Source organism: Solibacillus daqui, from assembly GCF_028747805.1.
Taxonomy (GTDB): domain Bacteria; phylum Bacillota; class Bacilli; order Bacillales_A; family Planococcaceae; genus Solibacillus; species Solibacillus daqui.
On sequence record NZ_CP114887.1, the window covers coordinates 3403313 to 3416028 of the forward strand.

A 12716-nucleotide genomic window follows, 5' to 3' on the forward strand; every position below is an offset into this window, starting at 1 on the left:
AGTGCTTGCATAAATCACCTCACATTTCAAATAACATAATTTGTTTTTTTAGCATAAATATTTTATCATTGTAGTATTAAAAAATTTTTTTAGGAGGTGTACTCTTTATTTGCCGTGCCCATTTGTGCCGCAAGTAAGGAATATATTTGGACGTAGACATAGGTATTGAACTAACCATTAGGTTGATAGTATTTGCTATCTTAATTGCCGCTACGGCATTTTTCGTTGCAACTGAGTTTGCAATAGTTAAAGTAAGAACGACAAAAATCGATCAGCTCGTTGCTGAAGGAAACAAAAAAGCAATTCGTGCAAGAAAGGTCATCACTAATCTTGATGAGTATTTATCTGCTTGTCAATTAGGGATTACAATTACCGCTCTTGGACTTGGTTGGCTTGGAGAACCAACCTTTGAAATTATTCTCCACCCACTATTCGAATTTTTAGGATTAAGTGGTAGTGTTACATCCGTTCTTTCATTTATTGTTGCCTTCTCACTCGTAACGTTTGTACACGTTGTCGTAGGGGAATTAGCACCGAAAACTCTTGCTATTCATAAAGCAGAAGAAATCACTTTAAATTTATCAGGCGCAATTATTTTGTTCCACAACATCATGTATCCATTTATTCGTACTTTAAATGGTTCAGCACGTGCATTAACAGGACTTTTTGGTTTAAAAATGATTTCTGAATCTGAAGCAGCACACTCTGAAGAAGAGCTTCGCATGATTTTAACAGATAGCTATAAAGGAGGAGAAATTAACTCCTCTGAATACGAATACGTAAACAGTATTTTCGAGTTTTCTGAACGCATTGCGAAGGAGATTATGGTTCCTCGAACTGAAATTATTAGTATCGAAAAAGATCAAACAATTCGTGAAGTATTTGAGCTAATGGGGATCGAGCAATATACACGTTATCCGATTACCGATGGCGATAAAGACCATGTTATCGGTTTAATTAACATGAAGCATTTATTAACCGCTTATATTAAAAATCCAGCAAATGGTGATAAAAAGGTTGAAGAATATATGCAACCTGTTATCCGTGTTATTGAAACAATTCAAATTAGTGATTTACTTTTAAAAATCCAAAATGAACGCATTCATATGGCGATTTTAATGGATGAATATGGCGGTACATCCGGTTTAGTAACGATCGAAGACATTATCGAAGAAATCATCGGTGATATTCAAGATGAATTTGATGATGATGAAATTCCTGAAATTCAAGAAATCGCAAAAGACCACTATATCTTTGATTCTAAAATGCTGCTAGAAGAAGTAAACGACATTTTAGGAACAGACATTGAAGATGAAGACATCGATACAATCGGTGGTTGGTTCATGACGCAACGCTTTGATGTTGAGCTAGGCGATATAATTGAAATGCAAGGATACAAATTTAAAGTTACCGAGTTAGATGGTCACCACATTTTGTATTTAGAAGTTACAAAATCACCTAAGTTTGAAACGTCAGTCGAGGAATAATTTTTAAAGCCCGCATTTTCTTAGTTGAAAGTGCGGGCTTCTTCTATTTAAATGGGGCTGAATCATTTTAGGCTTTTTCACTTGGCTCTGTTAAATTATGCTTAACTGCATATAAAGCAGCTTGTGTACGGTCTTGTACTTGCAACTTTGTAAAGATATTCGAAATATGTGTTTTTACTGTTTTTTCCGTTACAAATAGTGATGAAGCGATTTCACGATTGCTTTTCCCTTTTGTTAGCTCTGCTAGTACATCTTGCTCGCGTGGTGTTAATGGGTTAATAAAATGGGGTTTATTTTCCTCTTCCCGTAACCCTTCTTCTAGTTGCGTAGTTGCCTCTGGATGCAATGTATTTTCACCGCGCATAATTTGACGAATCGATTCCACTAAATCATCCGGCTCAATATCCTTCAATTGATAACCTGATGCCCCTGCCTCCATTGCGGGCAGCACATGGTCTTTATCAGAAAAGCTTGTCAGCATTAATACCTTAATATCCGGCCATTTACTCTTAATTTTTTTCGTCGCTTGAATGCCGTCCATCTCAGGCATAACTAAATCCATTAGTACAATATCTGGTTCAAACTTTTGGACAAGCTCAATTGCCTCTACACCGTTTTTTGCTTCACCAACCACTTCAATATCCTTTTGCGTTTTTAAGAAAAATAATAATCCACGACGTACAACGTGATGATCATCTGCAATTAATACTCGAATCATTGTAACTCCCCCTAATACGGCAAGCGGACTAATAGCTCTGTCCCTTTACCAATCTCACTTACCCAATCCGCCGTTCCACCAACCGCTTGCGAACGATCTTTTATTGACTGAATCCCAATTGATGGAATGTCATCGATTGCATCAACATTAAAGCCCTGTCCCGCATCTTTTACAACTAGCAATACATCCGTTGCAGTTATATTTATGAAAATTTGGACTTGTGTTACACCGGAATGTTTTCGTACGTTATTAAGTGCCTCTTGCGCGATTCGAAATAGTGTTTCCTCCACGCGAGACGGCAATTGAATAACACCTGCTACATTGACCGATAATTGTAAGTTCATCATTTCCGCATAAACTTTAATTGCTTCAATAAGCCCACTTTCCAGCCCTTTTGGACGTAATTGCCAAATAAGTGCGCGCATTTCTGTCAATGCCTCTTGTGTGAGCTGCTGAATATCTTTGAACGTTTCTTTTAACTCTACTTGCTCCGTCATTTCAATACCTGCACGAGCTGTTAATGTCACAGAAAATAACAGCTGATTAACAGAATCATGCAAATCACGTGCTAAACGGTTACGTTCCTGTACAAGTGCAATTTCTTGCTGCTCATTTGTTAAATAAATACGCTTAATGGCCGAGCCCATTTGAAACGCAACGGATTCGAGTAAATCAAGCTCCTCATCCGTAAAACGCACCGTATTGCGTGATGCAACATTGAGTATGCCAAAACGTTCTTGTCCAGATTGCAATGGCACTGTCGCATGGTGTGTAATGTCATTATGATCTCCGTCATTTGCTTCAATCGCACCTTCAATACGCTGGCATTCGATAATGTTCGAAGCTTTTTTTAGTTCATCATTGCGGAAACGTGACACACACCAACATCCACCGCGCTTTAAATGCTGACACTCATTATAGCTAAGCGCATCGGGTAAGTTTTGCTTTACAACAAGCTCGGATTTTCCCTTTTCATCAATAAAGAAAATCCAGCCTGTTTCAAATTTCGTCCCGCTTAAAAATTTTGATAATGCGCCGTTTAACATCGGAATCATTTCGGTTTCTTCGTTTAACAGCTCAGCAATTTCTTTTAGTATTGCAATATTAGAATGATTATTCGTCATTGGCATTCGTCCCTTTTCATCGCGCTTTCTATTATCATATCACGCAAGCAAACGCCTAGCATCGCAATCTCCCTCATACTTTTGAATGAAAAGGGAGTGTCCTAGAAGTATTTCTGGGACACTCCCTTAAAAACCATCTTCATAACATTGTAAAAGTTCAATAATTTCCTGTTCATTTCCGGCAATTGCGCTTTTTATTAATAGCTGCTCCTCCATACTTCTCCCCCTTTATGTATTAGACATTTTTATGTTCGCTTTCGTTCAATTACGAAAAAAAAATTCTGCCACCTTACAATAGCAGAATTTCCCATCGTTTATTATTTCAAATAATCGACACGGTACACATCATGGCGACGATCTTTTAAGTGTTTCACCGTTCCGTCTTGGCGCTGACGACGCAGGATTTCCAAATCAACATCACCAATGAGTACCATCTCTAAATTCGGACTTGTTTCACCTACAATGCCATCGCGCGCAAATTCAAAATCACTTGGCGCAAAAATACCAGACTGAGCATACTGAATATCCATGTTTTCCGTTTCCGGTAAGTTACCAACCGTTCCCGAAATAACGGTGTAAATTTGATTTTCCACTGCGCGGGCCTGTGCACAATAACGCACGCGTAAATAGCCCTGACGGTCCTCGGTACAAAATGGTGTGAAAATAATATTGGCCCCCATATCCGTTGCAATTCGTGCAAGCTCTGGAAATTCAATATCATAACAAATTTGAATCGCAATTTTACCACAATCCGTATCGAACACTTCTACTTTATCACCACTGCTTATACCCCACCATTTACGTTCATTTGGCGTAATATGCACCTTATACTGCTTTTCAATCGTTCCATCACGTCTAAATAAATACGCAATATTATAGATTTCTTCGTCCTCTTCCTCTACAAAATGTGAGCCGCCAATAATGTTCACGTTGTATCGAACCGCTAAGCTCGTAAACAACTCCATATATTCCGGTGTATATTTCGTTAATTTACGCACTGCCTGTGAAGGAGACTTTTCATTTAAAAAGCTCATCAGCTGTGTTGTAAAAATTTCCGGAAATACAACAAAGTCCGAACCTGCATCTGAGCCAACGTCCACAAAATACTCACATTGCTTAGCAAAATCTTCAAACGAATCAATTGCACGCATCATGTATTGTACGACACAAATACGTACAGGATAGCTCGTTTTAAAATGGCGTTTCGAATGCGGACGATAATCAACATTATTCCATTCCATTAAAGTTGCATACTTCCCTGAAGCAATATCGTCCGATAAATAATTCGGATTAATACGCATCAAAATAAAACCATTCATCATTTGAAACGTTAACACTGGATCATAAATTTTATGGCGGCTAACCGCGTCCACATAATCACGAGGACTCATTTCCTCTGAATGCACATGAAAATTCGGAATCCGTCCCCCGATAATAATTGATTTCAAATTAAATGAACGTGCTAAATCTTTTCGTGCTTCGTATAAACGATGGCCTACCTTCATACGCCGATACTTTGGGTGGACCATCACTTCAATGCCGTACAAATTATAGCCATTTGGATCATGATTCGTGATAAAGCCATTATCGGTAATATCATTCCACGTATGTCGGTCATCGTATTCATCAAAGTTGATTCGTAAACTCGAACAAGAACCAATTACCTTGCCGTCCAATTCTGCTACGATTTGCCCTTCCGGAAAAATCGTTAAGTGACTATATAAATGCGCACGTTCCCATGGTTCCATGCCAGGAAACGATAAGCGCTGAATTTCTAAAATTGCTTCAATATCCTCTGTTGTCATATTACGAATAATCATTGGTTTTTCAAATTTCGAAATGTCTAAAGCATCAGTCATCTAAATTCCTCCCTTATCATCAAACTTTTCCTTTTTATAACATTTTTAAAACATAACAATTTCATTTCTAGCAATTTTATTATGCTTTTTAATTTACATTTCCATATAATTGATTTTTTCTCGAATTCAAACTATAATCAATGCAGGTTAAATTCTGATTTCCGAGGTAAATACGATGTCAAAAAAACTTGAAAATGCCTTGCTTATGATTTGGGTCGTGTCATTAACAGCGACACTTGGATCATTGTATTTTTCTGAAATACGAGGCTACGAACCATGTACCCTTTGCTGGTACCAACGCATCATCATGTATCCAATCGTCCTTATTGGCACCATTGCTTACATTCAAAAAAATGCAAAAATTGCATTAACAACGGCTGTATTTTCTTGTATTGGGGCGGCAACATCTCTTTACCATTACAGCTTACAAAAGCTTGATTTTTTACAAGATTCAGCACCTGCATGTGGTCGTGTACCATGTACCGGAGAATATATTAACTGGCTAGGGTTTATTACGATTCCATTTTTAGCATTAACGGCTTTCGTTATTATTGCCGCAACTAGTTTTTATATGTTAAAAGTTTTGAAGGAGGAGAAATAACATGAAGAAACTTGCAATTGTTGGCGCAGTCGTAGTCTTATTATTTGCTGGGATTATCGTCCTAACAAACATGAAAAATGCTGACAAACTTAAAGATAATCCATACGGTACAAATGAATTAAGACAATCTACAATCGATTTATTAGGTGATAAAAACTATCAAAACATCATTCTACCGGATGCATTAGCAGACAAAATCGCTTCAGGTGAAGGTGTTGTTGGTTATTTCTTTAGCCCAGAGTGTTCTCACTGTAAAAACTACACACCGAAAATGATGCCAATTGCTGAAGAACTAAACATTCAAATTGACCAATTAAACGTATTAGAATACCAAGATGCTTGGAACACATACAATATCACTGCAACACCAACAATGATTTATTTCGAAAATGGTGAAGAAGTAGCACGTGTTGAAGGCGATGCGCCAAATGAAACAACGCGTCAATTCTTTAACGATATTGTGTTAAAATAAGAAGACATTCAAAATCGTGCTTATTAAAAGCACGATTTTTCATTTGGAGGAAAACATGTTCACATATACAATAAATGAAAACAGGCAAACTGTAGAAGATTTACTGCGCATCAAATGGCGCTTAGGAAAAAAACTTGTTCACGAACTACGTATGGCAAAGGCTGTAACAATCAATGGTGAGCCAATCATGTGGAAGGAACCATTTGATAAAGGAACGAAAATCGAATTTAACTTTGAAATACCAGCCTCTAACTACATCCCAACGCAAACTTGTGATGTCATCATTCGATACGAGGACGAGCATTGTTTAATCGTTTCAAAGCCTAAAGGAATGGCAACACATCCAAACGAGCCAACCGACCAAGATACTTGTATGAACCATGTCATGCGTCACATCGTTGATAATGGTGGGCATTACGCAGAGCATGTACACCGTTTAGATCAAGGAACAAACGGCCTATTACTTGTAGCGAAACATCCAATTGCCAAATCTATTTTCGACCGAATGATTGAAGAAAAGTCAATCATCAGAACATATGCAGCCGAAGTACAAGGAAATATTCGTACAGATAATGGCACTATTAAAGCAGCCATTGGCAAAGACCGCCATCATAATACTCGCCGTGTAGTTGCACCGAATGGACAAAACGCTGTTACACATTATGAAGTTGTAAACCGCTACAAAGGAACATGTGTTGTTCACGTTGTACTAGAAACAGGTCGCACACACCAAATTCGCGTACATATGGCGCATATTGGTCACCCAATTGTTGGCGATACATTATACGGTGCACGCGAAACAGCAGTTGGCACATACGCGCTACACGCCATTCAACTTGCTTTTAACCATCCATTTTTAAATGAGGATGTTGTTGTAAAAGATCAGTAAGAAAAAAGAGACAAGAAAAGCATAATGCCTTTACTTGTCTCTTTTTCTAATCTAGTTTTTCACGCTCTACATACGGTATGCCGTTTTGAATTGAGTAATGATAAATATAGCTTATTGCTTGCGAGTTTAATTCTTTTTCTTTAATGACAAACGAATTACCAGAATTGGCAATTATCTTCACTTCGCCCTTGTTATCTCCTACGACATATTCATAGTACACTTCCGAAAGCTCTGTCCATTCATACTGATCGTTCAACCATAAAAAATTGCGCTCAATTTGCTCGTTACTAATTTTCAAATAGTTTTGCGTCGAATAATAGGCCGTACTGCCACCAATTACAAGTAACAAAAGACTAATTCCATAAATTACTTTTGTACGCTTATACGCTAATAAGCCAAACATCGCCCCAAAAACGAGGCTGGCTCCTATAATAAGACGTAAGGTAATTGGATTTATTAGAAATACATCTTGATCTTCTGGCTTTACGAAAAAAAACTTTGAAATATCGGTTGTAATAACATGATATATGGCGTAAAAATCAAAATGGTAATGGCAGCCATCGCAAAAAATAACCCTGGTGAAAAATTTTTAAACATCATCCATCCCCCAATTGTTGGCGATACACTCTATGGCGCACGAGAATCAGCAGCTGGCACATATGCCTTACACGCAATCCAATTAGGTTTTTCACACCCATTTTTAAATGAGGATATTGTTGTAAAGGATATGTAAGAAAATAAGGGACGTGAAATAGCATCATGCATTTTCTCGTCCCCTATATTTTAATCAACCTTCTCACGCTCTATATATGGTATGCTGTTTTGAATTGAATATCGATAAATATAACTTTTCGCATGTGAATTTAGTTCTTTCTCTTTAATAACAAACGAATCTCCCGACTTGGCAATCAACTTTACTTCGCCTTTATTCGCTCCTACGACATATTCATAATACACTTCCGAAAGCTCCGTCCATTCATACTTATCGTTCATCCACAAAAAATTGCGCTCAATTTGTTCACTATTAATTTTTAGATAATTTTGCGTCGAAAAGTACGCTGTGCTTCCGCCAGTTACAAGTAATAATAGGCCAATACTATAATATACTTTTGTACGTTTATACGCTAATAAAGCAAACATGGCACCAAATACTAGACAGGCCGCTATGACAAGGCGTAAATTAATGGGATTTAGTAAAAATACATCTTGATCATGTTGCATCCCGAAAAAGAAGTTTTGAAAAATTGGTTGAAATAACATGACAACTGGTGCAATGATTACAGTAGTAACCGCGGCCATCGCAAAAAATAACCCTGGTGAAAAATTTTTAAACATCATCCATCCCCCAATTAAAACGAATTTAAATGTTAAAAATCAAACTTAAAATTATCTGGATTTTGTCCGAAGCGTTCATTACGATTCAAGGAATTAATTTCCTGCATTGTCACTTCAGTTAATTCGAAGTGGAATACTTCATTGTTTTCCTTAATTCGTGATGGCGTTACTGACTTTGGAATGACTATAATATCATTTTGTAGATGCCAACGAATGATTACTTGTGCTGGTGAAACACCATATTCATTTGCAATACGTACTATTGTATCGTCACTTAATATTTGTCCTCGACCAAGTGGTGACCACGCAGTAACTCCAATATTGTGTTCCTTACAAAATGCGTGTAATTCCGCTTGATTTAAATAAGGCTGTAATTCTACTTGGTTAACCATTGGTGCGACGTTACAGTTTACTAATAGTTGTTGTAAGTGATGCTCATGGTGATTGGATACACCAGTTGCCCGAATTAATTTTTCATCATATAGACGCTCGATTGCACGATACGTATCCACAAATTTATCTTCTACTGGCCAGTGTGTTAAATACAAATCAACATAATCCATATCTAATTTTTTTAATGAAGTTTCAAACGCTCTTAGTGTATTGTCATAACCTTGGTCAGAATTCCATACTTTAGTTGTGACAAAAATATCTCCACGCGCAACAGATGAATTGCGAATGGCTTCCCCTACTTCTTCCTCATTGTAATACAGTGCAGCTGTATCGATTGCGCGATAACCTAAATCTAAAGCTGTAGTAATGGCTTGCAATGTTTCATCACGATCTGTCATTTTATATACCCCTAGGCCAAGTCTAGGCATTTCAACGCCATTTGCTAATGTTTTTGTTGATTGTAAATTCATATGAATCACCTCGGTTTTAATTTCAATCTATTATAGCATTATTCAGATTAGTTAATTACCATATTTTATTATCTGATTTACGGATATAACTTGAAATAGTTTCAAAATTCTTGAAATTACCATTGTTTTTGTAGATAGAAAACATATTGTCTAGTATAATTCTATTTACAGAAAATTCTTTCAACTAGAGTTCTACGTAAAATTATTATTTTCGTTTAGGAGCTGATAACTATGATGGATACACAGTTAGTTTTGACAGGATTTTTAAAGCGCGCAGCACGTTACTTTCCAAACAAGCAAATCATTTCACGTACAAGCCCTACGACTACACATCGCATTACTTTCAAGGATTACGTAAAACGCACACATCGTCTAGCAGATGCTTTAGCGAAGCTCGGTATGACGCGCGGCACAAAAGTCGGTACATTCGCATGGAATCATCATCGCCACTTAGAAGCGTACTTTGCGGTTCCGTGTAGTGGTGCAATTTTACACACAATTAATATACGCTTAGCACCCGACCATATTATTTATATTATTAATCACGCGCAGGACGAAATTCTATTAATTGATGGCGACCTGTTCCCATTAGTCGAACCTGCACTCGGCCATTTAAAAACGGTCAAGCATATTATCGTCATGAGTGATGACTTGGCAGCACCTGTATCATCATTCCCAAATGTGCATAGCTACGAGCAATTACTAGAGCAAGCTGATGAAAACTTTGTATTTCCAGATGACTTAGACGAAAATTTACAAGCTGGTATGTGCTACACATCTGCGACAACCGGCATGCCAAAAGGTGTTGTTTATACACATCGTAGCATCGTCCTCCATAGTTTGGCGCTAGGTCTTGCCGAATCATTTGCTTTAACAGAGCGTGATGTCTCGTTACCAATTGTGCCAATGTTCCATGTAAATGCATGGGGCTTCCCATTTGCAGCACTTAACTTTGGCTCAAACATTGTGTTACCAGGTCCGATGGTAACACCAGGCATTATTTTAGATTTAATTGAACAAGAAAAAGTGACGATTACAGCTGGTGTTCCTACAATTTGGCTTGGTGTTCTTGCTGAGCAGGAAAAGCATCCTCGTGATCTGTCATCAATTCGATTAGTTATTTCAGGTGGTTCTGCATCACCTAAAGGTTTAATTCAAGCGTACAACGAAAAACTTGGTGTACCTTATGTCAACGCTTATGGTATGACCGAAACTTCACCACTTGTCAGCATGTCGCATCCAACTTCTGAAATGGACAACTATAGTGCCGATGAGTTGTTAGATATGCGTGTTACACAAGGCTTAACCGTGTCGTTAATTGAAACCGAAGTTGTAAACGAAAACGGTCCTGTTCCATGGGACGGTGAAACGATGGGTGAACTAAGAGTACGTGGTCCATGGATAGCGTCTAGCTATTATCAAGATGAGCGTACAAATGAAGCATTCCGTGACGGTTGGCTGTACACAGGTGATATCGCTATATTAACAAAAGAGGGCTATATTAAAATAACCGATCGAACAAAAGACTTAATTAAATCTGGTGGTGAGTGGATTTCTTCCGTAGATTTAGAAAATGCACTGATGTCACACCCTGCTGTATTCGAAGCAGCTGTTATCGCTGTGCCTCATCCAAAATGGCAAGAGCGTCCACTAGCTTGTGTTGTCTTAAAAGAAGACGCTAGCGCTACAAAAGACGAACTTCTCTCATTTATTGAACAAGAGGTCGCAAAATGGTGGATTCCAGACGATGTTGTCTTTTTAAATGAAATTCCAAAAACATCTGTTGGTAAATTTTTAAAAGCCAAATTACGTGAAGATTTAAAACACTACGAAATTCAAACAACTTAATAAGCACTGACTAAAGAAGTCCGCTATCAAAAATGATAACGGACTTCTTATATTGCTTATTCGGTTTCTTCATTATCAAATTGTTGTGGGTCTGCAATTCGATTGGTTTCTTCTAGCTGTTGCTCATCACGCATATTTTCCATTTGCTTGCCTAGTAGGGCTAGCTCCTCCATTGAATTAGCCATATTCCCATTGACGATTTCTTCTCGTTTTTTCATTAATTATTCCTCCTATCCCATTAAACTTTTCCCAAATTAGAACCATTTCTGTCATAATATTAAGTATTCACATCCATTTTTTGTGCTATACTGAAAAAAGAGACAATTAAAACATGAGGAGGACACTTCCATGAAATTAATTTTAATTCTTGGTGTTTGTGTATCATTCTTAACAGCTATGTTCACAGCTGGTTACGATAGCGATAACAAACCATTCGCTAAAACTAAAAACTAATTTTAGCTAGCTTTCACTAAAAGACAATTGTGTTTTTAAACACAATTGTCTTTTTTTGCTTGACATCTTTACGGTGGCAATTTATATTAGTTACATAAAGTAAGTTACTTATAAATTACAATCGATATAAAGGGGCAATTAGACAATGGCTAAACATTTTCATAAAAAACCAAATTTGTATTCATCTCATGTTCAATTAAAGGTTTCAAATTTAGCACGTTCAATCGAATACTATACAACTATTATTGGCTTTAAAGTTCTAAAACAAACAGAAACGGAAGCTTTTTTAACAACTGATGGTCAAACAAGCTTAGTATCACTTGTGGAAGTTCCAAATGCATCTCCACTACAACGTGGCTTCACTGGGCTTTACCACTTTGCATTACTATTACCCTCTCGCAAGGATTTAGGAAACATCGTCCAACATTTTGTTAACTTAAATATAAGAATCGGGGCTGCAGATCATGATGTTTCAGAGGCATTATATTTAAATGATCCTGACGGTAATGGTATCGAGATTTACATCGACCGTGACGAATCTGAATGGACTTGGTTCGATGGCGAACAAGTGCATATGGTTACAGAACAACTTAACTTCCAACCAATTTTAGCGGCAGCTGATGGCAAATGGGATGGCTTACCAACTGGCACTGTCATGGGACATGTGCATTTATCCGTTGCAAGCATTGAAAAATCAGAGCAATTTTATGCAAATGTATTAGATTATAATGTCGTGACACGATATGGCGCACAAGCCTTATTCATTTCAACAGGTAAATATCACCACCACTTCGGCTTAAATACGTGGAATAGCAACAACGGCCACGCACCAACGGAAGATATGGTTGGATTAAAATCGTTTACCGTTGTACTAAAAGATGTAGCATATGCTGAAACAGTTAAACAAAGCTTGCTCGACAATGGCTATTTAGTAGAACAATTTGAAGCAGCACCTAAATTCGGAGGCGAACAAGCCTTTTCAACAGTCGATCCAAATGGGTTACGCATCGTGTTCACAATCGAAGGGAACTAATATAACAGGGCGGAAGAAAAATAAAAATTTTCTT

The 12716-nt window shown here is 37.5% G+C and carries 14 protein-coding genes; 7 read left to right on the top strand and 7 right to left on the bottom strand.

Features of this window, described 5'->3' with window-relative positions; genetic code table 11:
* The first annotated feature begins 182 nt into the window (after positions 1-182).
* A complete protein-coding gene (locus O7776_RS16680) occupies positions 183-1487 on the top strand; it encodes a hemolysin family protein (protein WP_274310530.1) in 1305 nt (434 codons plus the stop codon).
* Positions 1488-1554: 67 nt separating this feature from the next.
* On the opposite strand, the gene O7776_RS16685 is transcribed toward O7776_RS16680, so the two are convergent.
* The 3 genes from O7776_RS16685 to O7776_RS16695 all read right to left on the bottom strand — a co-directional run bounded on the left by O7776_RS16685 (position 1555) and on the right by O7776_RS16695 (position 5188).
* The gene (locus tag O7776_RS16685) at positions 1555-2205 is read right to left on the bottom strand and encodes a response regulator (protein ID WP_274308083.1); all 651 of its coding nucleotides are present in this window, start codon (positions 2203-2205) and stop codon (positions 1555-1557) included.
* 11 nt (positions 2206-2216) lie between these two features.
* Entirely contained in the window at positions 2217-3329 is a 1113-nt protein-coding gene (locus O7776_RS16690) for a GAF domain-containing sensor histidine kinase (RefSeq protein ID WP_274308084.1), read from the bottom strand.
* A 317-nt stretch (positions 3330-3646) separates the two neighbouring features.
* Positions 3647-5188, bottom strand: coding sequence for a carbon-nitrogen hydrolase family protein (locus tag O7776_RS16695; protein ID WP_274308086.1), 1542 nt, complete (start codon positions 5186-5188; stop codon positions 3647-3649).
* A 175-nt stretch (positions 5189-5363) separates the two neighbouring features.
* Between O7776_RS16695 and O7776_RS16700 the strand changes: the two genes are divergently transcribed.
* Genes O7776_RS16700 through O7776_RS16710 form a run of 3 tightly spaced genes read left to right on the top strand, consistent with a single transcriptional unit; the run spans position 5364 to position 7150 of the window.
* On the top strand, positions 5364-5789 hold the full coding sequence (locus O7776_RS16700) for a disulfide oxidoreductase (protein ID WP_274308087.1): 426 nt from the start codon (positions 5364-5366) through the stop codon (positions 5787-5789).
* 1 nt (position 5790) lies between these two features.
* The gene (locus O7776_RS16705) at positions 5791-6261 is read left to right on the top strand and encodes a thioredoxin family protein (protein WP_274308088.1); all 471 of its coding nucleotides are present in this window, start codon (positions 5791-5793) and stop codon (positions 6259-6261) included.
* A 55-nt stretch (positions 6262-6316) separates the two neighbouring features.
* Positions 6317-7150: an RluA family pseudouridine synthase gene (locus O7776_RS16710; RefSeq protein ID WP_274308089.1), complete on the top strand. Its 834-nt coding sequence runs from the start codon at positions 6317-6319 to the stop codon at positions 7148-7150.
* Between the two features lie 46 nt (positions 7151-7196).
* Here O7776_RS16710 and O7776_RS16715 read toward each other — a convergent pair whose 3' ends face one another.
* Entirely contained in the window at positions 7197-7553 is a 357-nt protein-coding gene (locus O7776_RS16715) for a hypothetical protein (protein ID WP_274308090.1), read from the bottom strand.
* Positions 7554-7670: 117 nt separating this feature from the next.
* Between O7776_RS16715 and O7776_RS16720 the strand changes: the two genes are divergently transcribed.
* Entirely contained in the window at positions 7671-7883 is a 213-nt protein-coding gene (locus tag O7776_RS16720) for a hypothetical protein (protein ID WP_274308091.1), read from the top strand.
* A gap of 50 nt (positions 7884-7933) precedes the next feature.
* On the opposite strand, the gene O7776_RS16725 is transcribed toward O7776_RS16720, so the two are convergent.
* Positions 7934-8485 carry an acyl dehydratase gene (locus O7776_RS16725; protein ID WP_274308092.1) on the bottom strand — a complete coding sequence of 184 codons (552 nt, stop codon included), beginning with the start codon at positions 8483-8485 and terminating at the stop codon, positions 7934-7936.
* Between the two features lie 32 nt (positions 8486-8517).
* Complete coding sequence (locus O7776_RS16730) at positions 8518-9348, bottom strand: aldo/keto reductase (protein ID WP_274308093.1); 831 nt, start codon at positions 9346-9348, stop codon at positions 8518-8520.
* 231 nt (positions 9349-9579) lie between these two features.
* On the opposite strand from O7776_RS16730, the gene O7776_RS16735 reads away from it, so the two are divergent.
* On the top strand, positions 9580-11196 hold the full coding sequence (locus O7776_RS16735; RefSeq protein WP_274308094.1) for a long-chain fatty acid--CoA ligase: 1617 nt from the start codon (positions 9580-9582) through the stop codon (positions 11194-11196).
* Positions 11197-11252: 56 nt separating this feature from the next.
* Here the strand turns inward: O7776_RS16735 and O7776_RS16740 are convergent, their stop codons facing one another.
* Positions 11253-11414 carry a multidrug ABC transporter ATPase gene (locus O7776_RS16740; RefSeq protein WP_274308095.1) on the bottom strand — a complete coding sequence of 54 codons (162 nt, stop codon included), beginning with the start codon at positions 11412-11414 and terminating at the stop codon, positions 11253-11255.
* Between the two features lie 380 nt (positions 11415-11794).
* Between O7776_RS16740 and O7776_RS16745 the strand changes: the two genes are divergently transcribed.
* Positions 11795-12682: a VOC family protein gene (locus O7776_RS16745; RefSeq protein WP_274308096.1), complete on the top strand. Its 888-nt coding sequence runs from the start codon at positions 11795-11797 to the stop codon at positions 12680-12682.
* The last annotated feature ends 34 nt before the right edge of the window (positions 12683-12716 follow it).